The sequence below is a fragment of the Microbacterium sp. NPDC007973 genome, from assembly GCF_042958465.1.
In the GTDB taxonomy this organism is placed as follows: Bacteria; Actinomycetota; Actinomycetes; order Actinomycetales; family Microbacteriaceae; genus Microbacterium; species Microbacterium galbum.
This window is the reverse complement of sequence record NZ_JBIBJJ010000004.1, coordinates 43,517-68,101: the sequence shown is the minus strand read 5'-3', so window position 1 is coordinate 68,101 and position 24,585 is coordinate 43,517. Positions and strand designations below refer to the sequence as shown.

At 71.2% G+C, this 24,585-nt stretch carries 19 protein-coding genes; 6 read left to right on the top strand and 13 right to left on the bottom strand.

The features are described 5' to 3' along the window. Nucleotides 1-41: 41 nt before the first annotated feature. From ACFZA2_RS13050 to ACFZA2_RS13025, 6 genes are read right to left on the bottom strand one after another with little or no spacing between them, the layout of a single operon-like run. Nucleotides 42-824 carry an ABC transporter permease gene (locus ACFZA2_RS13050; protein WP_391405516.1) on the bottom strand — a complete coding sequence of 261 codons (783 nt, stop codon included), beginning with the start codon at nucleotides 822-824 and terminating at the stop codon, nucleotides 42-44. After that, nucleotides 821-1,615 carry an ABC transporter ATP-binding protein gene (locus tag ACFZA2_RS13045; RefSeq protein WP_391405513.1) on the bottom strand — a complete coding sequence of 265 codons (795 nt, stop codon included), beginning with the start codon at nucleotides 1,613-1,615 and terminating at the stop codon, nucleotides 821-823. The genes ACFZA2_RS13050 and ACFZA2_RS13045 overlap by 4 nt, the downstream gene beginning before the upstream one ends. After that, complete coding sequence (locus tag ACFZA2_RS13040; RefSeq protein WP_391405509.1) at nucleotides 1,612-2,565, bottom strand: ABC transporter permease; 954 nt, start codon at nucleotides 2,563-2,565, stop codon at nucleotides 1,612-1,614. Before ACFZA2_RS13040 ends, ACFZA2_RS13045 begins: the two co-directional genes overlap by 4 nt. Before the next feature lie 7 nt (nucleotides 2,566-2,572). Continuing rightward, nucleotides 2,573-3,601, bottom strand: a complete 1,029-nt coding sequence (locus tag ACFZA2_RS13035; protein WP_391405506.1) for a TIGR03842 family LLM class F420-dependent oxidoreductase — start codon at nucleotides 3,599-3,601, stop codon at nucleotides 2,573-2,575. Between the two features lie 11 nt (nucleotides 3,602-3,612). Next, nucleotides 3,613-5,049, bottom strand: coding sequence for a dihydropyrimidinase (gene hydA / locus ACFZA2_RS13030; RefSeq protein ID WP_391405503.1), 1,437 nt, complete (start codon nucleotides 5,047-5,049; stop codon nucleotides 3,613-3,615). Between the two features lie 2 nt (nucleotides 5,050-5,051). Further along, nucleotides 5,052-5,900: a nitrilase-related carbon-nitrogen hydrolase gene (locus ACFZA2_RS13025; RefSeq protein WP_391405500.1), complete on the bottom strand. Its 849-nt coding sequence runs from the start codon at nucleotides 5,898-5,900 to the stop codon at nucleotides 5,052-5,054. A 118-nt stretch (nucleotides 5,901-6,018) separates the two neighbouring features. Here ACFZA2_RS13025 and ACFZA2_RS13020 point away from each other — a divergent pair, with 118 nt between their 5' ends. From ACFZA2_RS13020 to ACFZA2_RS13010, 3 genes are read left to right on the top strand one after another with little or no spacing between them, the layout of a single operon-like run. Then, the gene (locus ACFZA2_RS13020) at nucleotides 6,019-7,470 is read left to right on the top strand and encodes an aminotransferase class I/II-fold pyridoxal phosphate-dependent enzyme (protein ID WP_391405497.1); all 1,452 of its coding nucleotides are present in this window, start codon (nucleotides 6,019-6,021) and stop codon (nucleotides 7,468-7,470) included. Between the two features lie 59 nt (nucleotides 7,471-7,529). After that, complete coding sequence (locus ACFZA2_RS13015; protein WP_391405495.1) at nucleotides 7,530-8,366, top strand: aldo/keto reductase; 837 nt, start codon at nucleotides 7,530-7,532, stop codon at nucleotides 8,364-8,366. 13 nt (nucleotides 8,367-8,379) lie between these two features. Then, nucleotides 8,380-10,197: a thioredoxin domain-containing protein gene (locus ACFZA2_RS13010; protein WP_391405493.1), complete on the top strand. Its 1,818-nt coding sequence runs from the start codon at nucleotides 8,380-8,382 to the stop codon at nucleotides 10,195-10,197. A gap of 36 nt (nucleotides 10,198-10,233) precedes the next feature. Here the strand turns inward: ACFZA2_RS13010 and ACFZA2_RS13005 are convergent, their stop codons facing one another. Together ACFZA2_RS13005 and ACFZA2_RS13000 are read right to left on the bottom strand one after the other, a co-directional pair. Continuing rightward, nucleotides 10,234-10,995, bottom strand: coding sequence for an AAA family ATPase (locus tag ACFZA2_RS13005; RefSeq protein WP_391405490.1), 762 nt, complete (start codon nucleotides 10,993-10,995; stop codon nucleotides 10,234-10,236). 31 nt (nucleotides 10,996-11,026) lie between these two features. After that, on the bottom strand, nucleotides 11,027-12,595 hold the full coding sequence (locus ACFZA2_RS13000) for a dolichyl-phosphate-mannose--protein mannosyltransferase (protein ID WP_391405487.1): 1,569 nt from the start codon (nucleotides 12,593-12,595) through the stop codon (nucleotides 11,027-11,029). Nucleotides 12,596-12,618: 23 nt separating this feature from the next. On the opposite strand from ACFZA2_RS13000, the gene rsmI reads away from it, so the two are divergent. Continuing rightward, complete coding sequence (gene rsmI / locus ACFZA2_RS12995) at nucleotides 12,619-13,434, top strand: 16S rRNA (cytidine(1402)-2'-O)-methyltransferase (RefSeq protein WP_391405484.1); 816 nt, start codon at nucleotides 12,619-12,621, stop codon at nucleotides 13,432-13,434. A gap of 59 nt (nucleotides 13,435-13,493) precedes the next feature. Here the strand turns inward: rsmI and ACFZA2_RS12990 are convergent, their stop codons facing one another. The 5 genes from ACFZA2_RS12990 to ACFZA2_RS12970 form a co-directional block, all read right to left on the bottom strand. Further along, complete coding sequence (locus ACFZA2_RS12990; RefSeq protein WP_391405481.1) at nucleotides 13,494-15,722, bottom strand: glycosyl hydrolase 53 family protein; 2,229 nt, start codon at nucleotides 15,720-15,722, stop codon at nucleotides 13,494-13,496. 37 nt (nucleotides 15,723-15,759) lie between these two features. Then, nucleotides 15,760-16,659 (bottom strand): sugar ABC transporter permease, encoded by a 900-nt coding sequence (locus tag ACFZA2_RS12985; RefSeq protein ID WP_391405478.1) that lies wholly within the window; start codon nucleotides 16,657-16,659, stop codon nucleotides 15,760-15,762. Beyond that, nucleotides 16,656-18,284 carry an ABC transporter permease subunit gene (locus ACFZA2_RS12980; RefSeq protein ID WP_391405475.1) on the bottom strand — a complete coding sequence of 543 codons (1,629 nt, stop codon included), beginning with the start codon at nucleotides 18,282-18,284 and terminating at the stop codon, nucleotides 16,656-16,658. The genes ACFZA2_RS12985 and ACFZA2_RS12980 overlap by 4 nt, the downstream gene beginning before the upstream one ends. Nucleotides 18,285-18,357: 73 nt before the next feature. Further along, nucleotides 18,358-19,593: an extracellular solute-binding protein gene (locus ACFZA2_RS12975; RefSeq protein ID WP_391405472.1), complete on the bottom strand. Its 1,236-nt coding sequence runs from the start codon at nucleotides 19,591-19,593 to the stop codon at nucleotides 18,358-18,360. Between the two features lie 153 nt (nucleotides 19,594-19,746). Continuing rightward, nucleotides 19,747-21,771: a beta-galactosidase gene (locus ACFZA2_RS12970; protein ID WP_391405469.1), complete on the bottom strand. Its 2,025-nt coding sequence runs from the start codon at nucleotides 21,769-21,771 to the stop codon at nucleotides 19,747-19,749. A 169-nt stretch (nucleotides 21,772-21,940) separates the two neighbouring features. Here ACFZA2_RS12970 and ACFZA2_RS12965 point away from each other — a divergent pair, with 169 nt between their 5' ends. Beyond that, complete coding sequence (locus ACFZA2_RS12965; RefSeq protein WP_315994644.1) at nucleotides 21,941-22,957, top strand: LacI family DNA-binding transcriptional regulator; 1,017 nt, start codon at nucleotides 21,941-21,943, stop codon at nucleotides 22,955-22,957. 50 nt (nucleotides 22,958-23,007) lie between these two features. After that, complete coding sequence (metG, locus tag ACFZA2_RS12960) at nucleotides 23,008-24,582, top strand: methionine--tRNA ligase (protein WP_391405465.1); 1,575 nt, start codon at nucleotides 23,008-23,010, stop codon at nucleotides 24,580-24,582. Nucleotides 24,583-24,585 lie beyond the last annotated feature (3 nt).

Genomic DNA, 24,585 nt, shown 5'->3' with positions numbered 1-24,585 from the left:
GTCGGGTGGTGCAGGCTCTTTCGGTTGCGGAGGGATGCCGTTCAGCCCCGTGCGCGACCGGCGCCGAGGCGACGGGCGACGAGACGTTCGAGCAGCGAGGTGACGAGGAAGAAGACGAGGCCGATGACGATGCCCCCGGCCACGAACGCCCACGCCAGGGCTGCGCGCCCTGATTTGGCGTAGGTCGCGATGGCCGTGCCGATCCCGTCGGCGGGGCCGCCGAAGTACTCGGCGACCAGGGCCGAGATGACGGCGAGGGATGCCGCGACCCGCACGCCCGTGACGAGGTAGGGCAGGGCGGTGGGCAGGGTCAGATGCAGGAAGGTCTGCCCTCCGCCCGCGGCGGTGGCGCGGAAGAAGTCGCGTTGCACGGGCCTGGTCTGGCGGAGGCCGCGGAGGGTGTTGACGAACACCGGGACGAAGGCGGCGATCCCGGCGACCGCCTGGCGACCGAACTGGCTCGACGCGCCGAACATCGTGTTGAAGATCGGGGTGAGCGCGACGATGGGGACGACGGCGAGCGCGGCGACGAGAGGTGCGGTCATGCCGTCGACGGGACGCCAGGTGGCGGCGAGGGCGGCGAACAGGATCGCGAGCAGGCTGCCGGCGACGAGGCCGACGAGGGCGTTCGTTCCCGTGATCCCCGTGGCCTCGGCGATCAGGCCGAAGCGATCGACGAACTCGTTCGCCACCGCGAAGGGGGCGGGCAGCATCCGTGGGGCGCTGCCCGAGGCGACGAAGGCGTACCACGCGGCGAGTCCGGCGACACCGACGACGAGGGGCGCCAGCAGCCGCACCCACCCGGGGAGTCGAGCGGCCGTCATCGCTCGTTCGCCCGGTGCAGGGGCGAGCCGTGGAGCGCTTCGCGGACGGCGGTGACGCGCGAGAAATACTCCGGCGACTCCCGGAGGAGGTCGTCGCGGGCACGGCCCGGTCGGGTGTCGATGACCTCGGTGATCCGTCCGGGTCGGGGACTCATCACGACGACGCGATCGGAGAGGAACACCGCCTCGGGGATCGAGTGCGTGACGAAGACGACCGTGGCCCCGGTCTCGGCGGCGATGCGCGCGAGCTCGGACTGCAGACGCTCGCGGGTCATCTCGTCGAGGGCGCCGAACGGCTCGTCCATCAGCAGCAGTCGCGGTGAGGCCGCGAGCGCGCGGGCGATCGCGACGCGCTGCTGCATGCCGCCGGACAGCTGGTCGGGGTAGCGCCCGACGAAGTCGGTGAGACCCACGAGGTCGGCGAGTTCGGCGACGCGCGCGTCACGGCGGGCGCGGGGCCAGCGGTGCAGCTCGAGGGGCAGGGCGATGTTCGCTGCGACCGTGCGCCAGGGGAGGAGCCCCGCCTGCTGGAACGCGATGCCGTAGTCCTGGTCGAGGCGCGCCTGCCGCGCGGTCTTTCCCGCGAGGGTGAGCTCTCCGCTGGTGGCCGTGTCGAGGTCGGCGATGAGACGCAACAGCGTCGACTTGCCGCAGCCGGAGGGGCCGATGAGCGAGACGAACTCCCCGGCGGCGATGTCGAGATCGACGTCGGTCAGGGCGATCACCTCGCCGCCGGCGCTCGGAAAGACCTTTCCGAGCCCGCGGGCTCGAACAGCGGTGGTGGTGGTCATGCGGTGTCCTCCCCGCGACGGAAACGATGAAGGGCGACGCCGATGAGGGCCACGCCGAGGGCCGCGACGAGTCCCATGACGACGGTGCCGAAAGTCGGCGCCCAGGGTGCGGCCGGGTCGGACGACGCCTGCCCGGCGAGCTGGATGAGCATGCGGCCGATTCCGCCGCGCAGTCCGATCGACACCTCGGCGACGACGGCGCCGACGACGGCGGATGCCGCGGCGAGACGCAGCGCGGGAAGCAGATGCGGCACGGCCGCGGGCAGGCGCAGGTGGACCAGCGTCTGCCACCACCCGGCGGAGCCGGACCGCATGAGGTCAAGGTGCAGGGCGTCGGGGGCGTCGAGCCCGCGGAGCATGCCGACCGCGACGGGGAAGAAGGCGAGGTACGACGCGATCAGCGCGACCGAGAGCCACTGCGGCCAGGGGAAGCCGGAGCGGTCGATCTGCGCCCCGAGGGCGTTGACGACGGGCGCGAAGGCGATGAGCGGAACGATCTGGCTGACGACGATCCACGGGAGGAGGCCGGCTTCGACCAGCCGCCAGCGCTGCATCGCGATCCCCAGCAGGGCGCCGACGACGACGCCGATGAGCCATCCCAGGGCGGCCAGCCCGAGGGTCGTTCCGGCCGCCTGGAGTACCGAGAGGATCAGGGGCGGGGTGTCACCCCCGCTGGTCGGGGCGAACATCCGCGCGACCATGTCCCACACGTGCGGCATGGCGCGGTCGTGGGTGCGGGGGAGCAGGATGACACCCGACCCCGCCGATCCGTCCCCGCCCACGGTCACACCGTCCGCCGGTCCGAGGAGCTTGTACAGCTCCCACAGCACGACGACCGCGGTCACCCCGGCGATTCCCCAGCCGATCCGGGCGGCCATCCCGCGCCCCCGCGAGGAGCGGGCCGCACCGACGACCTCGGTGGCGCCCGGGGTCAGGACCTGATCGGTCACGGGGCGCTCACTGCTTCGCCGTCACGTGCTCAGACAGTGCGGGGATGACCGTCTCGCCGTAGACCCGCATCGTCTCCTCCTTGTTGTCGTGCTGGAGGTAGCCGGCGAACTGCGTCACGCCCAGCGCCCGCAGCTTCTCGAGCTTGGCGATGTGCTCCTCGGCGGTGCCGAGCACGCAGAACCGCTCGACGATCTCGTCGGGCACGAAATCGACGTGGTCGTTGTCGCTCTTGCCGTGCGAGTTGTAGTCGTACCCCGTGCGCCCCGCGATGTAGTCGGTGAGGGCGGCGGGAACGTCGGAGCCGGCGCCGTACTTCGCGACGATGTCGGCCACGTGGTTGCCGACCATTCCGCCGAACCACCGGCACTGCTCGCGCATGTGCGCCCGGCTCTCGGGGGTGTCCTCACCGATGTACATCGGCGCGGCCACGCAGAAGGCGATCTCGTCGGGATCGCGGCCGACGTTTTCGGCGGCCTGGCGGACCGTCTTGATCATCCACTCCGCGATGTCGAGGTCGGCCAGCTGGAGGATGAAGCCGTCGCCCACCTCGCCGGTGAGCTTCAGCGCGAGCGGCCCGTAGGCCGCGACCCAGACGTCGAGCTTCGACCCACGGCTCCAGGGGAACTGCAGCGTCGCGCCGTTGTACTCCACCGCGCGGGAGTTGCCGAGCTCGCGGATGACGTGGATCGACTCCCGCAGTGCCCTGAGCGTCGTCGGGCGACCGTTCGTCACGCGGACGGCGGAGTCGCCGCGGCCGATGCCGCAGATCGTGCGGTTGCCGTACATCTCGTTGAGGGTCGCGAAGGTGGAGGCCGTGACGGTCCAGTCGCGGGTTGCGGGGTTCGTCACGAACGGTCCGACGGTCACTCGCCGCGTGGCGGCGAGGATCGCCGAGTGCACGACGTAGGGCTCCTCCCACAGCAGGTGCGAGTCGAAGGTCCAGACGTGGCTGAAGCCGTGGGCCTCGGCCAGCTGCGAGAGCTGGACCGTGCGAGCGGCGGGCGGGTTGGTCTGCAGGACGACACCGAAATCCATGGGGTCTCCTCTCAGACCAGGTACTGGCTCAGGCCGCGCTTGACGAAGCGTCCGTCGCCCTTGGCGCCGAGGTACGCGCCGTCGTCGACGACGACCTTTCCGCGCGAGATGACCGTGTCGACGTGCCCGTCGATCTCGAAGCCCTCCCACGCGGAGTGGTCCATGTTCATGTGGTGGGTCTTGCCGACCCCGATCGAGGTGTGTCCGGCCGGGTCGTAGACGACGATGTCGGCGTCGGCGCCGGGGGCGATGACGCCCTTCTTGCCGTACATGCCGAACATGCGCGCCGGGGTCGTGCTCGTCAGCTCGACCCAGCGCTCCAGGGTGATCTGCCCCGTCACGACACCCTGGTACATGAGGTCCATGCGGTGCTCGACCGAGCCGATGCCGTTCGGGATGGCCCGGAAGTCGCCCTGTCCGAGCGTCTTCTGGTCCTTCATGCAGAAGGGGCAGTGGTCGGTCGACACCATCTGGACGTCGTTCGTGCGCAGCGCCTGCCACATGTGGTGCTGGTGGCCCTCGTGCTTCGAGCGCAGGGGAGTGGAGCACACCCATTTCGCGCCCTCGAAGTCGCCCCACTCCTCGCTCGAGGCGCCGAGCTGGTCTTCGAGCGAGAGATAGAGGTACTGCGGGCACGTCTCGCCGAAGACGTTCTGCCCGTTGTCGCGGGCCCACGCGAGCTGTTCGACGGCCTGCTTGGCGCTCACGTGCACGACGTACAGAGGGGCCCCGGTGAGGTGCGACAGCATGATCGCGCGGTGCGTGGCCTCCTCCTCCATCTGCCACGCGCGGGCGACGCCGTGGAAGTACGGCGAGGTCTTGTTCTTCTCGATCAGCTGCTCCGCGAGCACGTCGATGACGGGGCCGTTCTCGGCGTGCATCATCGTCAGCAACCCCGTGTCGGCAGCGACCTGCATCGCGCGGAGGATCTGCGCGTCGTCGGCGTAGAAGACCCCCGGGTACGCCATGAACATCTTGAAGCTCGAGATGCCCTCGTCGATCAACCCGGGCAGAGCGGTGAGGGAGTCGGCATCCACCCCTCCGACGATCTGATGGAACCCGTAGTCGATCGCGCAGTTGCCCGCCGCGAGTTCGTGCCAGTGGGCGAGGCCGTCCTGCACGCGCTCGCCGGCGCGCTGCACGGCGAAGTCGACGATGGTGGTCGTTCCGCCCCACGCCGCGGCGCGGGTCCCGGTCTCGAAGGTGTCGGAGGCGCTCGTGCCGCCGAACGGCAGCTGCATGTGCGTGTGCGCGTCGATGCCGCCGGGGATCACGTACTTGCCCGTGGCGTCGATGACGGTGTCGACGGATGCCGCGAGGTCGTGGCCGAGCAGGGTGGAGCCGGGCGCGAGGACCGCGGCGATCGTCTCGCCGTCCAGCAGCACGTCGGCGGCGCTGCGGCCGGTGGCCGAGACGACGGTGCCGCCGGAGATGAGGGTTGTGCCCACGGTCAGGCCTCCACGATCTCGCCGTAGGTGTCCGGCCGGCGGTCGCGGTAGAACTGCCAGTCGTCGCGCATCTGCTGCACGAGATCCATGTCGAGGTCGCGGATGAGGATCTCCTCGTGCTCCGACGAGCCCACCGCGCCGACGTGGTTGCCGCGCGGGTCGATCACCTGGCTGGTCCCGTAGAACGACACGGCCTCGTCGCCGTACTCGTTGTCCTCGCGGCCGACCCGGTTGGGCTGCAGAACGAAGTAGCCGTTGGCGACCGCGGCGCAGGGACCCTCGACCTCCCACAGGCGGTTGGAGAGCCCGGGCTTGGTCGCGTTGGGGTTGAAGACCATGTGCGCGCCGTTCAGGCCCAGCTCGCGCCAGCCTTCGGGGAAGTGCCGGTCGTAGCAGATGTACATGCCGACCTTGCCGACCGCGGTGTCGAAGACGGGGTAGCCGAGGTTGCCGGGACGGAAGTAGAACTTCTCCCAGAACTTGTCGAGGTGCGGGATGTGGTTCTTGCGGTAGCTGCCGAGCACCGAGCCGTCCGCGTCGACGAGGACCGAGGTGTTGTAGTAGACCCCGGTCTGTGCCTCTTCGTAGATGGGAAGCACCGAGACCAGCCCGAGTTCCTTCGCGAGTGCGGCGAAGCGCTGCACGATCGGACCGTCGACCGGCTCGGCGTAGCGGTAGTACTTCTGGTCCTGCGTGATGCCGAAGTAGGGACCGTAGAACAGCTCCTGGAAGCACACGACCTGCGCTCCGGCCGCAGCGGCATCCCGCGCGAACTGCTCGTGCTTGTCGAGCATCGATTCCTTGTCGCCGGTCCACGTCGTCTGCGTGATGGCCGCTCGCACCGTCGTCATCGGGTTCTCCTCGCTCTCGACCGCGCGTCCGCCCGGTCGTGTCGTGTTCTGTTACTGTCGCGTCTGAACATTTCCCGACGATTTCCACGAGTGACACCCCCGTAAATTGGAGGACCGGATGCTGGCGCCCGACACCCTCGTCGAACGCACCGCCGCGGGCCTCGCCGCGGAGATCGCGCGCTTGGTCAGCGAGGGCACGCTCCCGCCGGGCGACCGGCTCCCGACCGTGCGCCAGGTCGCCGCCGCGCTCGAGGTGTCGACCGGCACGGTCGCCACCGCGTGGCGTGCGCTCGCCGACGCCGGCGTCGTCACGTCCCGGGGGCGCGCGGGGACGTTCGTGCGCACCGAGAAGCGCGAATGGCTGAGTCCGCGGGTCCGGGGGCTCTCCGCTCCCGCGGTCGGCGCGGGGGTCGCCGTACCGCCCGGACTCGGCGACGGCCGCCGGGGTGCGGCATCCGTCGCCCTCGACCTCTCTCTGGGCACACCCGATCCGGCGATGCTCCCCTCGCTCGAGCGCGCTCTCGCTCTCGCCCGACCGCGCGCCGACACCGGTCGCTACCACGACCTGCCCGTGCTGCCGGAGCTGCACGACCTGCTGCGCGAGCAGTGGCCGGTACGCGGTGTCGAGGCGATCACCGTGGTCGACGGAGCGTTCGACGGGATCTCGCGCACGGTCGAACAGGTCGTCCGCTTCGGTGATCGCGTGGCCGTCGAATCCCCGGGGTTCCCGTACATCTTCGACCTCGTCGAGGCGGCGGGCGGCGTCCCCTTGCCCCTGCAGAGCGACCGCGACGGCATCCTTCCCGCCTCGCTCGCGCTCGCCCTCGCTCAGCGTCCGTCCACCCTCGTGCTGCAGCCGCGCGCCCAGAACCCGACCGGGGTTTCGATGTCGATCGATCGCGCGCGACGGCTCGCCGATGTTCTGCTGACGGTGCCCGGGGGCACGCGGGTGACCGTGATCGAGGACGACCACTCGGCGCTGATCGCGTCGGCGCCGCCGGTGACGCTCGCGCTGTGGATCCCGGGGCAGGTGGTGCACGTGCGCGGATTCTCGAAGTCGCACGGACCCGACCTGCGGATCGCGGCCCTGGGTGGCCCGTCCGAGATCGTCGAGCGCATCATCCGCCGCCGCATGCTCGGTCCCGGGTGGACCTCGCGGCTCCTTCAGTCGATCCTGCTCGAGCTCCTCACCGATGCCCGCTCGATCGCCCCGGTGCGCACCGCGCGGCTCATCTACCGTGACCGTCTCGATCGCCTCGCCGCCGCGCTCCGCCGTCTCGGCGTCGAGGTGGGGGAGCCTGACGGGATCAACCTGTGGATGCCGGTGCGCGACGAACGCGCGGCGCTCGTGCACCTCGCGGCCGAGGGTATCGCGGTGGCCGCGGGGACGCCCTTCGTCATCGACGCCCCGGAGATCTCCGGATCGGTAGCCGCCGAATTGGGAGCCGCCGGTGCCGAGGGGGCGGGTGTCGGCGGGTGGGTCCGCGTCACGGGCGGCTCCGTCGTCGAGAACGTGCGGCTCGTGGCCGAGGCGCTCGCGAGGGCGGCCTTCGCGCCTCCCGCGTCGTGACCCTCGCGGGGCGCGTCAACCCCGGCGCCGCATCCGCCCGCCCCTTCTAGGCTCGATCCATGACCGTTCCTTCTGTTCAGCTCAACGACGGAAACTCCATCCCCCAGCTCGGCTACGGCGTGTTCCTCGTGCCCGCCGACGACGCCGAGCGCGCCGTGTCCGAGGCCCTCGAGGTCGGCTACCGCCACATCGACACCGCCGCCATCTACAAGAACGAAGAGGGTGTCGGCCGCGCCATCGCCGCCAGCGGCATCCCGCGCGACGAGCTCTTCGTCACGACCAAGCTCTGGAACGACCGCCACGACGGCGACGAGCCGCTCGCCGCGATCGACGAGAGCCTGCAGAAGCTCCAGCTCGACGCCGTCGACCTGTACCTCATCCACTGGCCGACGCCGAAGAACGACAACTACGTCCACGCGTGGCAGAAGATGATCGAGATCCGCGAGGCGGGCAAGTCGCGCTCGATCGGCGTCTCGAACTTCCTCGTGCCGCACCTCGACCGCATCGTCGCCGAGACCGGTGTGACCCCCGTGGTCGACCAGATCGAGCTGCACCCCGCCCTCAGCCAGCGCGAGATCGCGGCCTGGGGCCAGGAGCACGACATGCACATCGAGTCGTGGGGCCCGCTCGGCCAGGGCAAGTACGAACTGTTCGAGATCCCCGCGGTGAAGGATGCCGCCGAAGCCCACGGCAAGAGCCCCGCTCAGGCCGTGCTGCGCTGGCACATCCAGCACGGCTTCATCGTGTTCCCTAAGTCGGTGCGCCGCGAGCGTCTCGAGGAGAACTTCGACCTGTTCGACTTCGAGCTCACCGCCGACGAGATGGCCGCGATCGACGCCGTCGACCCCGGCGACGGCTCGGGCCGCGTCGGAACCCACCCCGACGACCTCAACTGACGCCGGGCGCGATGTGAACCGCCTCGCGAACGCCTCGAGCCCCTACCTACGGGCCCACGCCGACAACCCCGTCGCGTGGTTCCCGTGGGGGGCCGAGGCGTTCGCGCTCGCGGCCGAGAGAGACGTCCCCGTGATGATCTCGATCGGCTACAGCACCTGTCACTGGTGCCACGTCATGGCGCGGGAGTCGTTCCAGGATGCCGAGACCGCCGGCATCCTGAACGACGGCTTCGTGTCGATCAAGGTCGACCGTGAAGAGAACCCCGACGTCGACGCCGCTTATCTCGACGCCGCCTCCGCCTTCACCCCGCACCTGGGCTGGCCCCTCACCGTCTTCGCGTCCCCCGAGGGCCGCGTCTTCTATGCGGGCACCTACTTCCCGCCCGCGCCCCGCCCGCCGCAGCCCTCGTTCCGCCAGGTGCTCGCCGCGGTCCGCGAGGCGTGGACCGAGCGACGCGCCGAGGTGGATGCCACCGGCTCCTCGCTCCGCGACGCCCTCGCCGCCGCCGCGACGGCCCCCGCTGACGCGGCACCGACCCTCGACCAGCTCGCCGCCGCCGCCCGCACGGTCGCCGCGCGCGAGGACCGCGAGTATGCCGGCTTCGCCGCCGGCCCCGCGTTCGAGACGCCGAAGTTCCCGAACACCCCTGTGCTGCGGTTCCTGCAGCACCCCGCTCTGGCGCCGGAGGCTCCGGATGCCGCGGCCGTGGCATCCCGCGCTCTCTCCGCCATGGTGGGCTCCGACCTGCACGACACCGTCGAGGGCGGTTTTTTCCGCTACGCCACGCGGCGCGATTGGAGCGTGCCGCACTACGAGCGGATGCTGACCGACAACGCCGGGCTCGTCGAGGTCGCGCTCGCGGCGGGGGATGAGGCTGCGGCCACGGATGCCGCGCGCTTCCTCGTCGACATCCTGCAGCTGCCGTCGGGCGGAATTGCCGCGGCGCAGGACTCCGAGTCGATCATCGACGGGCAGCGCTCCGAGGGCGGGTACTACCGCGTCGCCGACCGCTCGGGGCTGCAGCCTCCGGCCCTCGACGCGAAGGTCGTCACCGGCTGGAACGGGCACGCGATCGCCGCGCTGGCCACCGCCGGCACCCGTACCGACCCGCGCTTCCTCGAAGCCGCTCGCTGGGCCGCCGACGCGGTCCTCGAGAGCAACGTCGACGATGACGGCACGCTCCGCCGCGCCTCGCTCGACGAGGTGCGCTCCACGGCCCCCGCGACTCTCGAGGACTACGGGGGCCTCGCCCGCGGCCTCCTCGCCCTCGCCCGCGCGACCGGCGAGGTGGCCTACGCCGAGCGGGCACGGGCGCTGGTCGACCTGTGCCTGGGTGACGACGGCATCCATCCGCCCGGCGGCGGAGACGCGGTGCTCGTCGCGCAGGGCATGCAGCCCCACGGGGTTCCCACCGACGGTGCGTCGCCGTCGGGTCCATCGGTGTTCGCGGCCGCGTCCCTCGACCTCTGGCGCCTCGGTGCGGGGGAGCGCTACCGCGCCGCCGCCGACACCCTCGTGCGCGGCGCCGCCGACGTCGCCCTCGCCTCGCCGCTCGCGCACGGGGCCATCCTCGAGGTCGCGACGGGGCTCGCCACGGCACCGCGTCAGGTGGTCGTGGTGGGAGAGGCGGATGCCGAGATCGCCGATGCCGCGCGCCGGGTCGCCGCCGACGTCGTCGCGGTGGTGTCCCCGGCGCAGGCGCGTGCTTTCGCCGCGGCCGGTTTCGAGCTGTTCGAAGGGAAGGTCGCGCAGGGCGGCGAGGCCATGGCCTACGACTGCCGGGCGTTCACCTGCGCGTTGCCGACGACGGACCCGGGGCGGCTGGTCTGAGGAGAGCGAGTCGAAGTGGTCGTTCCCGGCATCCGCTCACTCCAACAGGTGCCGTAAGAACCTCCCCGGCGCCTCCAGAAACCCCCGGTGCAGCCGCACCAGCTCCAGGTCGTCCCAGGAGCTCTCGCGGATGCCCCACTCGCCCAGCTCGAGGATCGTCGCGCCCGGCAGGGCCGCCAGCACGGGGGAGTGCGTCGCGCAGATCACCTGCGTGCCCCGTGAGCGCATGCGGTCGAGGGAGGCCAGCCAGCGCAGCGTGGAGGAGAACGACAGAGCCGCCTCGGGCTCATCCAGGCAGGCAAGTCCCGCGACGTAACGCTCGTGGTCGAGCACCTCGTCGAGGAGAGTGCTGAACGACTCGCCGTGGCTCATCTCGTGCAGGCTCGGCGCCGGGCCACCGAGATCGTCTCGCCACGAGTAGTAGCTGTGCATCGTCTCGGCCCGCAGGAAGAAGCCCCACCGCGGGGCACGTGGGCTCCGCTCGATCCGCAACCACTCGCCGAGAGGGCTCTCGGTGCGCCGCGTCTCGCCCCCGCCGTTGGTCGACCCGCCCTCGGCGGGCAGCCCCGCCGCCTCGGCGATGCCCTCGATGAGCGTGGACTTGCCGGAGCCGTTCTCCCCGACGAGGAAGGTCACACCGGGGTCGAACTCCCACCCGTCCGCCCCGGCGACGTCGAGGAACTGCGCCACCGCCGGCACCGTCGCCGGCCACGCCCCGCGGTCCACCGGCGCGTCCCGGAACAGCTTCACCCGCTGCACCGGCCGCGGGTCGTGCAGCCACTCGTCTCCTCGCGTCACGCTGGCCCCCTCGGCATCCGTCTGGACCCCGTCAGATCCAGGTGGGCAGCCAGTTGTGCAGTCGCCAGAACTCGTACGGCACGGGGAGCCCCGCCCACACCGGATACCAGAACGCCGATACGACGACGCACAGCCCCAGGAACGCGAGCACGACGACCTGGCCGCTCAGACGCGTCGAGCCCCTCACCCCGCGCGCGATCTCGCGCAGCGTGAACGCGAGGGCCAGCACGAGGAAGGGCAGCATCGCGACCGTGTAGAACTGGAAGATCGTGCGCTCGGGATAGAGCAGCCACGGCACGTAGGTCGCCGCCAGCCCCGTCAGCGCGAGGGCGTAGCGCCAGTCGCGCACCATGACGAACCGCACGAGCAGGAAGAGCGATGCCGCGACGCCCGCCCACCAGATGATCGGGTTCGCGATGCTCGAGATCGCCTCGGTGCAGCCCGTGGGCAGGGCGCAGCCGTTGACGCCCGCGTCATCCTGGTGCCAGTACATCGAGGTGGGACGGATCAGCAGCGGCCACTGCCACGCGGGGCTCGCGTAGCTGTGCGGGGTGACGAGGCCCACATGGAAGGCGTACATCTCCTGGTGGTACGCCCACAGGCGCTGCAGCGGCTCGGGGACCCACGCCCAGAAGCCGGTCGCATCCACCGGCGTCCCGCGCTTGTACCCGCCGGTGGTGAAGAGCCACCCCGACCAGCTGGCGACGTAGACGACGGCGGCCACCGGCACGAGCAGCACGAAGGATGCCAGGCCCTGGCGCACGGCATCCATCGGCCATTGCACGATCCCGGCGCGGCGGCGCGCGAGCGCGTCGGTGACGACGGCGTAGACGCCGACGGCGGCGATCACGTACAGGCCCGACCACTTCACGGCCGTGGCGGCTCCCGCGGCGACGCCGGCGGCGAGCAGCCACGGACGGTTCCACAGGATCGGCCCCCACATCGGATGCTCGAGTCCGCGCGCCGCGACGAGGCCGGCCATCCGGTCGCCGGAGCGACGGTGGTCGAGGGCGACGAACCAGAACGTCAGCACGATGAAGAACGTCAGGAAGATGTCGAGCAGCGCGATGCGGCTGAGCACGATGCCGAGACCGTCGATGGCGAAGAGTCCGGATGCCACGGTGGCGAGGGGGATCGACCGGGTGAGCGTCCGCGCGAAGAGGTAGATCGCGAGCACCGTCGCCGTGCCGATGACGGCGGCCGAGATGCGCCACCCGGTGGCCGAGTCCGGTCCGAGCAGGGCCATCCCCGCGCCGATGAGGATCCGACCCAGCGGGGGGTGCACGACGTAGCTGCCGATCCCGGTGAACACGTCGGTGTCGCCGGCCGCGAAGCTCGCGTCGGCGTCGTCGGGCCACGTCGAGGGGAAGCCCAGCACCCACTGGCTCCAGGCGTCTTTGACGTAGTACGTCTCGTCGAACACCAATTGGTGCGGGTTGCCGATGTCGACGAGGCGCAGCACGGCGGCAACGAGCGTCACGAGGGTCGGCGCGAGCCATCGCCAGAGCCGCATCCCGCGGGGGGTGGAGAGCAGGGCGTCGCGCCAGCGATCGAGGCGCGTCTGCTCGTCGGGGAGCAGGGGGGAGACGGCTGTGCTCACGGCCCCCAGCCTAAGGTGGAACGGTGATCATCCTCGCGGCGACCCCCATCGGCAACCTGGGTGACGCCTCGCGGCGTCTCGTCGAAGCCCTCGAGAACGCCACGGTCGTCGCCGCCGAAGACACCCGCACGACGCAGCGCCTGCTCGCGGGCCTCGGCGTCGAGAACCGCCCGCGTCTGATCGCCCTGCACGACCACAACGAGAAGGAGCGCGCGGCGGAGCTCGTCGAGCTCGCCCGCGTCGACGATCTGCTGGTGCTGAGCGACGCCGGCATGCCGACGGTCAGCGACCCCGGGTTCGGCCTGGTGGCCGCCGCCGCGGCCGCGGGCGTCACCGTCACAGCCCTTCCCGGCCCCAGCGCGGTCGTCACCGCGCTCGCCGTGGCGGGCCTGCCGACCGACCGGTTCGCGTTCGAGGGCTTCCCGCGCCGCAAGCCCGGCGAACGTCGCCGGGCCTTCGCGCAGCTCGCGTCGGAGGAGCGGACCCTCGTCTTCTTCGAGTCGCCGTCGCGGTTGGCATCCACTCTCGACGACCTCGCCGGGGCGTTCGGCGCCGATCGCCCCGCCGCCGTCTGCCGCGAGCTGACGAAGCTCTACGAAGAGGTCAAGCGGGGGCCCCTCGGCGAACTCGCCGCGTGGGCGGCCGAGGGCGTGCGCGGTGAGATCGCGATCGTCGTGGGCGGCGCCTCGGCGCGCGAGGTGGCGTTCCCGGATGCCGTGACCCAGACCCTCGAGCTCGTGCGCAGCGGCACGCGGCTCAAGGAGGCCGCGGCCGAGGTGTCGTCGCAGACCGGTCACTCCTCGCGCGAGCTATACCAGGCCGCTCTGGCCGCGCGCTAGCCGCGCGAGGCGTCAGAAAATGTCGCCTGGCGAGCTGCCAGGCGACATTTTCCGACCCCTTATGCGCGTGGAGAGCGCGAGCGGCGGCGGTGGGCGATCAGGACCGTTCCGGTCGCGAGGGCGAGGAGTCCGGCGGCGAGGATGCCGAGGGGAACGCTCGTGCCGGTCTCGGCCAGACCCGGCACCGGTGCGGAGGGCGGCACGGGCGTCACCGAGGCGGGTGCGGGACTGCTGGGTACGGGCGCCGCGGGGGCCGGCACGGGCTCGGCCGGAGCGGGCTCCGTCGGTGCGGGTGACGGAGCATCCGGCGTGGGCGTCGGGCCGGGCTCACCGGGCGTCGGTCCGCCGGGGGCGGGCGCGGCATCGCCGACGCGCTCGAGCCCGAGGTCGTCGATCGTCCCCCACGCGCCGGCGGGCAGCTCGGCGCTCACCCGGACGGTGAGGCTCTCGCCCTCGGCGATCTCGATCTCGTCGGTGCGCGGTTCGGACCACACCCGCCATCCGCCCGCCGTGAACGGGGCGGTCGAGGTGTCGGCATCCGAGATCAGCTCGATGCTCGCCGTCCCGTCGCCGAACGCGCCGCCCTGCAGCGCTCCGGCGGCGACGTACCGACCGGCCGGGAGGTCGTCGACGCGCTGCTCGAGCGTGAACGACATCGCCGAGGCGGCGAAGAAGTGGGCCGAGTGCTCGCCCGTGCGCGGGTCGTCGGTCGCGCGGAGGGAGAGCGGGCCCTCGACGGTCCACATCGAGACGTCGGGCTCCTCGAACCCGGGGTTGCGCAGGAGGTTCTCGGCCGAGACGGTGACGACCGCGAGAGCGGCGTGACCTTCGGCGGTCGCGCCGGCGATCTCGAAGACGCCGGGGCGCGACAGGTCGGGCGCGGCCTCCCAGGTCACCGGGCTCTCCTCGCTCGTTCCGTCGCTGTAGCGCACGGTCACCCGCTCGGGGAGCGCCGCCGCGTCGCCGACGGTCACGGAGAGCCGCACGGTGTCGACGCCCGTGACCTCCCGGGGTGCGACCGCGCCGGTGCGGACGTAGGCGAAGGTGCGCAGCGACTCGAGCGGGGTGCCGTCGACGTCGAAGAGCGACTGGTTGTCCCACGCCGATCCGCCGAAGTACTCACCGGCATCCTCCGGGTCGTACTCGCCCGCGAAGCTCGTGGCCCAGCCCGAGCCGTCGCGCTCCCAGAGCACCCGGTTTTGCGCGAGCTCGTCGGGTGAGCCGACGGGCAGCCACGCGGGCTCCCAGTAGTACGCGCCGATGCCGGCGTCGCCCACATCGGCGACGGCCTGGACGACGTCGCTCAGCGCGGTCGCCTGACCCTGGACGCTGATGGGGTAGGCCTCGGCCTCGGAGGCCGCGTCGATCACGTCGGGGTGACCGTCGGCGTCGTCGAGCGTACGCACCCACGACGTCTCGGCGACCATGACCTTCTTGTCGTACGTCTCGGCGACTTGGCGCAGCACCGCGGTGAGGTTCTCGGTCGTGCCGTGCCAGAACGGGTAGTACGACGAGGCGAACACGTCGTAGTCGACCTCGTTCGCGGCCAGCTCCGCGGCGTACGCGGCGTAATGGCCGGGGCGTTCGGGGTTCGTCACGTGCACGGCGACGAGGGCGTCGGGCGTGACCTCGCGCACGGCGGCGGCTCCCGCCGAGAACACCCGCGCCATGTCGGGCCAGCCGGTCACGCCGGCCACCCCGCCGTTGGTCTCGTTGCCCACCTGGACGAGCTCCACGTCGACCCCGGCGGCGACGAACTCGGTGAGTGCCTCGCGGGTGAAGTCGCCGACCGCGTCGGCGGTCTCGGCGGTATCCATCCCCGCCCAGGCCTTCGGCGCTTTCTGCTTGGCGGGGTCGGCCCAGAAGTCGGAGTAGTGGAAATCGACGGCGACGCCCAGGCCGGCGGCGGTCGCGCGCTCGCCGATCTCGACGGCGCGGTCGACGTCGACGTTGCCTCCGCCGTACCCGCGGCCCTCGGCGTCGAACGGGTCGTTCCACACGCGCACGCGCACGTCGGTCACGCCGTGATCGGCGAGCACCTCGAACAGGTCGGCGGGGGCGCCGTCGTCGTCGCGGAACACGACTCCCGACGCCTCGAGCGACAGCACCGACGACACGTCGACGCCGAGGGCGAAGTCGGATGCCAGGCCCTCGACGCGCGGGACGGTGATCCCGGCCTCGACCGGCTCGTCGGCGGGTGCGGCCTGGGCCGCCGTGAGGGGCGCCACCGCGAGGGCGACGCCGAGGGTCAGGGCCGCGAGGGCCGTGGGACGGGGGTGATTCGGCATCCGGATCTCCATCGATCGAGGACGGGGCGGTCGGGGCTCAGCCCTTGACCGACCCCTGGGTGAGGCCGCCGACGATGTAACGCTGCAGCGACAGGAACAGGGCGAGGACCGGGATCGACGCGAGCACCGATCCCGCGGCGAACAGGCCCCACCGGGAGGTGAGCTGATTCGAGACCCACTGGTACATGCCGACGGCGAGGGTCCAGTTGTCCTCGGACACGAGGATGATGCGCGCCAGGATGTAGTCGCCGAACGCGGCGATGAAGGCGAGCAGCGCGACGACCGCGAGGATCGGCGTGACCAGCGGCATGATGAGCTTCCAGAAGATCTGCGCGTGGGTCGCGCCGTCGATCTTGGCCGATTCGTCGATCTCGATCGGGATCGTGTTGAAGAAGCCGTACATGAGGAAGGTGTTCGCGCCGAGCGCGCCGCCGAGGTAGACGCAGATGAGGGCGAGCTTCGAGTTGATGCCGAGCGCGGGGACGACCTCGCCGATGGTCAGGAGCATGAGGAAGATCGCCACGAACGCGAGCGCCTGGGGGAACATCTGCACGATGAGCAGGCCGGTGAGGCTCGCCCGCCGCCCCGAGAAGCGGAAGCGCGAGAACGCGTAGGCGCCGGCGGCGCCCATCAGCACCGCGCCGACCGAGGCGACACCGCCCACGAGGAGGGTGTTACCGACCCAGGTCCAGTAACTCGTGTCCGACAGGGCGGCGTAGTTCGAGAAATCGACCGCCGAGAACAGCGCGTTCGACGAGGCGAGGCTCCCGCGCGGGTTGAGCGAAGCGGACAGCACGTAGACGAGCGGGAACAGCGCGTAGAAGGCGATGAGCGCGGCGACGGGGTACTTCCACCCGACCTCGGCGAGCCAGCGGCGCTTTCTCGCGGGGGTGCTGCGGGCGGCGTCGGGCCCGGTGCCGCGTGCGGTGACGGTCATGCGAACTCCTCGAGCTTGCGGGTCTGGCGGAAGGCGAGGGCGGAGATCGCGCCGACCACGACGAAGACGACGATCGACAGGGCGCTCGCGAGGCCGTAGTCGGCGGCACCGCCCGAGACCCCGGAGATGTCGTAGATGGCGGAGATGAGGATGTCGGTCGAGCCCAGCGCGTAGGGCGCCCCGGGTATCGCGGGTCCGCCGTTGTTGAACATGTAGATGACGGTGAAGTTGTTGAAGCTGAACGCGAACGACGAGATCGCCAGCGGAGCGGTCGACACCAGCAGCAGCGGCAGCACGATCGAGCGGAACGAGCGCCAGCGGCCGGCGCCGTCGAGCTGCGCGGCCTCGAGGGTGTCGGAGGGCAGTGCCTGCAGGGCGCCGGTGCAGACGAGGAACCAGTACGGGTAGCTCAGCCACACGTTCACCCACAGCACGGCGAGCTTCGCGAGCACGGGGTCGCCGAGCCAGTTGATCGGCAGACCGAAGAAGAAGACGTCGTTGATCACGCCGAACTCGGAGTTGAACATGCCGCGGAACAGCAGCGCCGACATGAACGCGGGGAACGCGTACGGGAGGATGAACAGAGTCCGCAGGAACTTCCGCGCTCGCACGCGCGGGTCGTTGAAGATCATCGCGAAGAGCAGCCCGAGGCCGAAGCTGACCACGACCGACAGGATCGCGAACGCGAACGTCCAGCCCGTGACCGACAGCAGCGGCTGCAGGAGCGCGCCGTCGGTGAAGACGCGCAGGAAGTTCTCGAACCCCACGTTGACGTACCAGCCGGTGGGCAGGCTCTGCCCGTCGGCGGAGGTGAAGCTGCCGCGGTCGGTCGCGGCGTAGACCGTGCCCGTCGTGGTGTCGGTGATGGTCTGCGCCTCCTCGTCCCACACGAGGGTCGAGGTGTAGACCGTCGCGGTCGAGCCGTCGCGTGTGCGCAACGCGCCGTCGTTGGGGTCGTCGGACAGGGGCACCCGGAGACTCGCGGCGGCCTGCTGCACCGCGGGGTCGGTGAGCACCTCGGCACGCGGCACCACGGTCCAGCCCGACACCTCGGTGGGGGCGCCGCTCGCCCCGATCTCGCCCTCGACCGTCGCCAGGGGTTCGTCGGGTGTCCCCACGCGCACGACGTCGTCGTCGGCGATCGCGAGGCCGTAGGTGCCGAGGCGTTCGACGACGGCCATCGGGTAGGTGGCGGAGTCGTCGACCCGGCGCTCGCCCTGGATCAAAGTGGCATCCACCGCCTGCGACTGGGAGCCCGCGTGACCGGTGCCGTAGTTCGTGAAGGCGATGTAGGCGGTGTACCCGAAGATGAAGACCTGGAACGCGAGAAGGAAGATCAGCCCCGGCAGCAGGTACTTCAGCGGCAGGGCGCGCCGGGTGAAGTAGACGATGTCGGCGACGATCAGCAGCACGGCGGTGATCGAGGCCAGCAGCCAGGACTCGGCGCCGACGGCGGTGAGGATCGTCAGGATGCCGAAGGCGTTGACGACCGCCATGATCATGAGCTTCACGACGAAGCCCACGCCGATGCCGCGGAAGCTGCGGGCGTGCGATTCGCGTGCCGGGAGGGGCGCGGGGGCGGTGGGGGCCGCGCCCGGGGGCGCGACGGGAGGGGTGACCGACATGGGTGCTCCGGATTCGTCGGGGTGGTACCGCGGGCGGGCGCGGGGGAACCGCGCCCGCCCACGGAGCGTGTCGTCAGCCGGCCAGCGTGCTCTGCAGGTCGGTGATCATCTGGTTCCAGGTCGAGACGGGCTCGGCGCCGGAGATGATCTGCGCCTCGGCGGCGTTCCAGAGGTCCCACACCGACCCCATCTCGGGGATCGAGGGCATCGGCACGCCGTTCTGGGCCGAGGCGAGGAAGCCGGCGATGATCGGGTCGGATGCCACCTCCTGACCGAGCGAGGTGTAGGCGGGGATGCGCGGGTCGGCCTCGTAGAGGGCGCGCTGGGCGTCCTCGGTGCCGAGGTAGTTGACGAGGAACTCCGTCGCGAGCAGCGCGTTCTTGCTCTGCGCGCTGAGGTAGAAGCCCTGCACGCCGACGAAGGGCGCGGCGGTCTCGCCGCCGGCGCTGGGGATCGGGTTCACCGCGACATCGATGCCCTCGAACGAGCTGATCGCCCACGGGCCCTGGATGGTGTACGGCGCCTTGCCGCTCGCGAAGAGCTCGTTGTTGATGTCGTAGTCGATGGTGGTCGAGAGGTAGCCGGCCTTCCCGTTGGTCGACAGCCACTGCGCGAAGCTCTCGCCCGGGGCCCCGCCCATGCCCACCTCGGACGTGTACGAGCCGCTGGCATCCTGGACGAACACGGGGGCGCCGAACGAGGTCTGCAGCCCGTACATCGTGTAGCCGTCGCCGGTCTCGCCGGCCGTGTTGATGACGAACGGGCGCTCGGCCCCGGATGCCAGACCGCGCTGGATCATGTCGTCCCACGTCGCCGGCGCCTCGGTGCCGACGAGGGCGGTGTTTTGGACCAGGGCGACGGTCTCGAGCGAATACGGCAGGGCGTAGAGCTGCCCGTCGTAGGTCATGGCCTCCAGCGCGACGGGCTCGAAGTTCGAGGCGGTGTCGCCGAGGTCGATCGTGTCGACGACGCCCGCGGCGACGAGGGCGCCGAGCCAGTCGTGCGCGCCGACGGTGATGTCGGGGCCTTCGCCGGTGGGGACCTGGGCGATGAAGTCGTTGCGGAGGTCCTCGAAGTTCTTCTGCACGAGCCGCACGGTCGCGCCCGTCTCCTCCTCGAACGCCTTCGCGGCGTCGCCGATGGCCTGCTCGCGCTCGGCATCGGTCCAGACGACGATCTCGGGGCCGTCGCCGCCCGGGGCGGAGTCGTCGCCGGATCCGCCGCCGGAGCAGCCGGTGAGGGCGAGGGCCGAGACGGCGAGGATCGCCGCCGAGCCGAGGAGCGTGCGCCGGGGTGCTGTCATGCGCATGAGGAGTCCCTTTCTGTGCGACCGCAGCCATTGCGGTCGGTTCGGGTGACCGCGGTGGTCGCGGTCGGGTCGTGCGGGGTCGCGGTCCTCGCGGCCCGTCCACCCGGTCGCATCGGTGCGGCCGGGTGTCGTTCGGAGTGGGATGCCGGCCCGTCAGGCCCGGCCGGCCTCCTCCCGTGCGGAGCGGACGACGGCGATGCCGCCCGCGGGAACCGTCAGCGCACCGCCCGTGGATGCGCCGGTGAGGAGTTCGGTGCCATCGAGCGAGAGCTCGACGGCGTCGTCGCGGTGATTGACGACGAACGTGAAGTCGTGCTCGGCGGAGCGCCGCACGACGACCTCGCACCCGGCCGGGACGACGGATGCCGAGACCCCGGCGTCGGCGTAGGCGGCGGCCATCACGTGCGCGAGGCTGTCGGCATCCAGGCTCGTCGAGACGTACCAGCCGGTCCCGGCGCCGTACGCGTGGCGGGTGAGGGCGGCGCGCCCGGTGGCCGGGCCGTCGACGTAGCGGGCCACGACGTCGGCCCCGTCGACGATGAGGTCCTCCGCCCAGGCGCGAGCGGTGAGGGCCGCGCCGTCGGCCCGCTCGAGGGTCGTCGTCTCGCCCTCGCGGAGCGGAAGGAACTCCTCCACGCGCACGCCGAGCACCTCGGCCAGGGGAGCGAGGTAGCCGCCCGGGTGCACGGCGTCGTTCTCGTCGACGATGCCCGAGAAGAAGGACACGACCAGCGTGCCGCCGCCGCGGACGTACGTCGCGAGGTTGTCGGCATCCGCTTTCGACAGCAGGTACTGGGCCGGGACGACGACCAGGCGGTAGCCCGAGAGGTCGTGACCGGGCAGAGCGAAGTCGGCGGTGATGCCGTCGCGCCACAGCTGCTCGTAGTACGCGCGCACCTGCGCCTGGTGGGTGACGTCGACCGAGGGACGCCACTCGAGGTCCTGCGCCCAGAACGACTCGAAGTCCCACAGCACGGCGGCCTCGGCCTGCACGCGCGCTCCGCGCACCTCGCCCAGGCGACCCAGGGCCGTGCCGAGATCGACGACCTCGCGCCAGACCCGGGAGTCGGTGCCCGCGTGGGGGAGCATCGCCGAGTGGAACTTCTCCGCCCCCGAGCGCGAGGCGCGCCACTGGAAGAAGAGGATCGCGTCGGCGCCGCGGGCCAGGTGCGTGAGCGAGTTGCGGGCCATTTCGCCCGGGCGCTTGGCGACGTTTCGCGGCTGCCAGTTCACGGCCGAGGTGGAGTGCTCCATGAGGATCCACGGCGCACCCCGACCCACCGAGCGCGACAGGTCGGCCGCGATGGCGAGGCCCACGTGTCCGTCGGGGTCGGCGGCCCAGAGGTAGTGGTCGTCCGAGACGATGTCGACCTCGTGGCCCCAGGCCCACAGGTCGGTGGTCCAGCTCTGGTTCGCCATGAAGTTCGTCGTGACCGGCTGCGTGGCGTGGGCGCGGATGGCATCCCGCTCGATCCGGAAGCACGCGCGCAACTGGTGGTCGGTGAAGCGCGCGAAGTCGAGGCGCTGCGCGGGATTGACGACGCTCGGGGCGTCGGCGGGGGCGCCCACGTGCTCCCACTCGCCGTAGTGCTGGCCCCAGAACGCGGTGCCCCAGGCCGCGTTGAGGCCGTCGAGCGAGCCGTACCGCTCGCGCAGCCAGTCGCGGAAGGCGGCCACCGAGGCGGGGGAGTAGTCCTCGCCGACGGGCACGCCGTACTCGTTGTGCACGTGCCACATCACGACCGCGGGGTGCGCGGCGTAGCGCGTCGCGAGCGCGTCGGCGATGCGCGCGACGGCGGTGCGGTACGCGGGGGAGGAAGGGGATGCCATGCCCCGCGAGCCGAAGCCCATCGTGCGGCCGTCGCGGGTCACGACCCGCGCCTCGGGGTGGGCGTGGAAGAACCACGCGGGAGGGGAGGCGGTGGGGGTGCCGAGGTCGACATGGATGCCGTTGGCGTGCAGTAGATCGAGGAGCTCGTCGAGCCAGGCGAAGTCGAAGACGCCCTCGGACTTTTCGAGGAGGGCCCACGAGAAGATGCCCACGCTCACCAGATTGACGCCGGCCTCGCGCATGAGGCGCACGTCCTCGTCCCAGACCTCGCGGGGCCACTGCTCGGGGTTGTAGTCACCGCCGTACGCGATGCCGTCGAGAGCGGGCCAGGGGGTAACGCGGGTCATGACACTCCATCGGATCTTCGTGCGTCCCGGACTGGGACCGGTCACAGCCTCCGGCGGTCCGGCCGCATCGCGCAACAACGGGTCGATGTTCGTTACCAAACTGTGACCGGTCCCAGTCTCGGCTCGGTGTCGGCGTCCCGGACCGTCTCGCGGCCGATAGCATTCCCGCATGGAGCAGACCCCGACCGTTCGGCGCAAGCCGACGATCCGCGACGTCGCGGCAGCCGCGGGCGTGTCACGCGGCACCGTCTCGCGCGTCATCAACGGCGGCCACTGGGTGTCTCCGGATGCGCGCGCGGCGGTCGAGGATGCCATCGAGCGCACCGGCTACACCGCCAACCACGCCGCGCGAAGTCTCGCCACCGGACGCGCGGGGTCCCTCGCCTTCCTCATGACCGAGCCGCAGCACCTGCTCTTCGACGACCCGACCTTCGCCCTGCTGCTGCGCGGTGCCGCCGAGGCCCTCTCCAAGCGTCAGATGACGCTCGTCCTCCTCATCGCCGGCACCCCGGCCGAGCGCGCGAACGTCGCGCACTACGTCAGCGCCGGGCACGTGGACGGCGTTCTCCTCATCTCTTCGCACGAGGCCGATCCCCTGCTGGAATCCCTGATGGACGCCGGGATCCCCACCGTGGCGTGCGGGGTGCCCCTGGGGCATCGCAGCGAGGTGCTGAGCGTCTCCGTCGACGAAGCCGGGTCGGCGCGCACGATGACGGCGCACCTGCGGGCGCACGGGCATCGGCGGATCGCCATGATCGCCGGGCCCGACGACACGCCGGGCGGACGCTTCCGCCTCGTGGGGTTCCGTGACGAGATGGGCGACGACTTCGACCCGGAGCTGGTCGAGGTGGGGGACTACTCGCAGGACTCCGGTGCCGCGGCCATGGAGCGGCTGCTGGAGCGCGCTCCCGACATCGACGCCGTGTTCGCGGCATCCGACCTCATGGCGGCGGGGGCCGTGCAGACGCTGCGCCGCGCGGGACGACGGGTGCCCGACGACATCGCCGTCGCCGGCTTCGACGACTCGGGACTCGCCGCGACGCACGAGCCGCCCCTGACGACCATGCGTCAGCCGTGGGAGCAGCTGAGCGAGCGCATGGTCACCCTTCTGCTCGACGCGATCGACGGTCGAGCGGTCGAGCCGGTGGTGCTGCCGACGACGTTGGTCGTGCGCGCCTCGGCCTGACCGCCCGTCACACGCGCGGCCGTGTCGGAGCCTCCCCGTAGAATCTCCGAGTGACTTCCGGCCGATCCTTCTACATCACGACGCCGATCTACTACCCCAGCGATCTGCCCCACATCGGGCACGGGTACACGACGGTGGCCGTCGACACGCTCGCGCGCTGGCACCGCCAGGCGGGCGACGACACCTGGATGCTGACCGGCACCGACGAGCACGGGCAGAAGATGCTGCGCGCGGCCGCCGCCAATGGCGTCACCCCGCAGGAGTGGGTCGACAAGCTCGTGTCCGAGTCGTGGTTCCCGCTGCTCGAGACGCTCGACGTCGCCAACGACGACTTCATCCGCACGACGCAGCCGCGCCACGAAGAGCGCGTGCAGCGATTCGTGAAGGCGCTCTTCGACCGCGGCTACATCTACGCCGGCGAGTACGAGGCGCTGTACTGCGTGGGCTGCGAGGAGTTCAAGCCCGAGGCCGAGATCGTCGACGGCACCGGGCCCTTCGAGGGCCTCAAGGTGTGCGCCATCCACTCGAAGCCCCTCGAGCTGCTGCAGGAGAAGAACTACTTCTTCAAGCTCAGCGAGTTCCAGGACCGCCTGCTCGAGCTCTACAAGACCGAGCCCGACTTCGTGCGGCCCGAATCGGCCCGCAACGAGGTCGTCTCGTTCGTGCGCAGCGGTCTGAAAGACCTTTCGATCTCGCGCTCGGCGTTCGACTGGGGCATCACCGTCCCCTGGGACCCGTCGCACGTGATCTACGTGTGGGTCGACGCGCTGCTGAACTACGCCACCGCCGTCGGCTACGGCACCGATCCCGAACAGTTCGCGCGTCGCTGGCCGGCGTTCCACGTGGTCGGGAAAGACATCCTCCGCTTCCACGCGGTCATCTGGCCGGCCATGCTGATGGCCGCCGGTCTCGACGTGCCTCGCGGGGTCTTCGCGCACGGCTGGCTGCTCGTGGGCGGCGAGAAGATGTCGAAGTCGAAGCTCACCGGCATCGCGCCGACCGAGATCACCGACGTCTTCGGTTCCGACGCGTACCGCTTCTACTTCCTCTCGGCCATCGCGTTCGGCCAGGACGGCTCGTTCTCGTGGGAAGACCTGTCGGCCCGCTACCAGGCGGAGCTCGCCAACGGTTTCGGCAACCTCGCGTCGCGCACGGTCGCGATGATCTCGAAGTACTTCGACGGTGTCGTCCCGCAGGCGGGACCCTCGACCGCGCTCGACCTCGCGATCCAGAAGGTGGTGGCGGATGCCGCGACCGCCGCCGACGCCGCCATCGAACGCTTCCGCATCGACGAGGCGATCTCGGCGATCTGGACCATCGTCGACGCGCTCAACGGCTACATCACCGAGAACGAGCCGTGGGCGCTCGCGAAGGACGAGACTCAGCGCGAGCGTCTCGGAACGGTCCTCTACACCGCGGCCGAGGGACTGCGCTCCCTGGCCGTGCTGCTGTCGCCCGTCATGCCCGCCGCGACCGCGAAGCTGTGGGTCGCCCTCGGCGCCGAGCAGGGCCTCGGCGCACTCGTCGACCAGCCGATCCGCGAGGCGGGCGCGTGGGGCCTGCTGCCGGCGGGTGCCACGGTGACCCCGCTCACGCCGCTCTTCCCGCGCGTCGAGCAGGCGTGACGG

What these genes read in the sequence shown, in the direction of transcription:
- ACFZA2_RS13050 (WP_391405516.1), bottom strand. Translation starts at nt 824, where the DNA reads ATGACGGCCGCTCGACTCCCCGGGTGGGTGCGGCTGCTGGCGCCCCTC.
- ACFZA2_RS12985 (WP_391405478.1), bottom strand. Translation starts at nt 16,659, where the DNA reads ATGACCGTCACCGCACGCGGCACCGGGCCCGACGCCGCCCGCAGCACC.
- ACFZA2_RS12980 (WP_391405475.1), bottom strand. Translation starts at nt 18,284, where the DNA reads ATGTCGGTCACCCCTCCCGTCGCGCCCCCGGGCGCGGCCCCCACCGCC.
- ACFZA2_RS12970 (WP_391405469.1), bottom strand. Translation starts at nt 21,771, where the DNA reads ATGACCCGCGTTACCCCCTGGCCCGCTCTCGACGGCATCGCGTACGGC.
- ACFZA2_RS13015 (WP_391405495.1), top strand. Translation starts at nt 7,530, where the DNA reads ATGACCGTTCCTTCTGTTCAGCTCAACGACGGAAACTCCATCCCCCAG.
- ACFZA2_RS13025 (WP_391405500.1), bottom strand. Translation starts at nt 5,900, where the DNA reads ATGACGACGGTGCGAGCGGCCATCACGCAGACGACGTGGACCGGCGAC.
- ACFZA2_RS12975 (WP_391405472.1), bottom strand. Translation starts at nt 19,593, where the DNA reads ATGCGCATGACAGCACCCCGGCGCACGCTCCTCGGCTCGGCGGCGATC.
- ACFZA2_RS12965 (WP_315994644.1), top strand. Translation starts at nt 21,941, where the DNA reads ATGGAGCAGACCCCGACCGTTCGGCGCAAGCCGACGATCCGCGACGTC.
- ACFZA2_RS13035 (WP_391405506.1), bottom strand. Translation starts at nt 3,601, where the DNA reads ATGGATTTCGGTGTCGTCCTGCAGACCAACCCGCCCGCCGCTCGCACG.
- ACFZA2_RS13020 (WP_391405497.1), top strand. Translation starts at nt 6,019, where the DNA reads ATGCTGGCGCCCGACACCCTCGTCGAACGCACCGCCGCGGGCCTCGCC.
- ACFZA2_RS13045 (WP_391405513.1), bottom strand. Translation starts at nt 1,615, where the DNA reads ATGACCACCACCACCGCTGTTCGAGCCCGCGGGCTCGGAAAGGTCTTT.
- ACFZA2_RS12990 (WP_391405481.1), bottom strand. Translation starts at nt 15,722, where the DNA reads ATGCCGAATCACCCCCGTCCCACGGCCCTCGCGGCCCTGACCCTCGGC.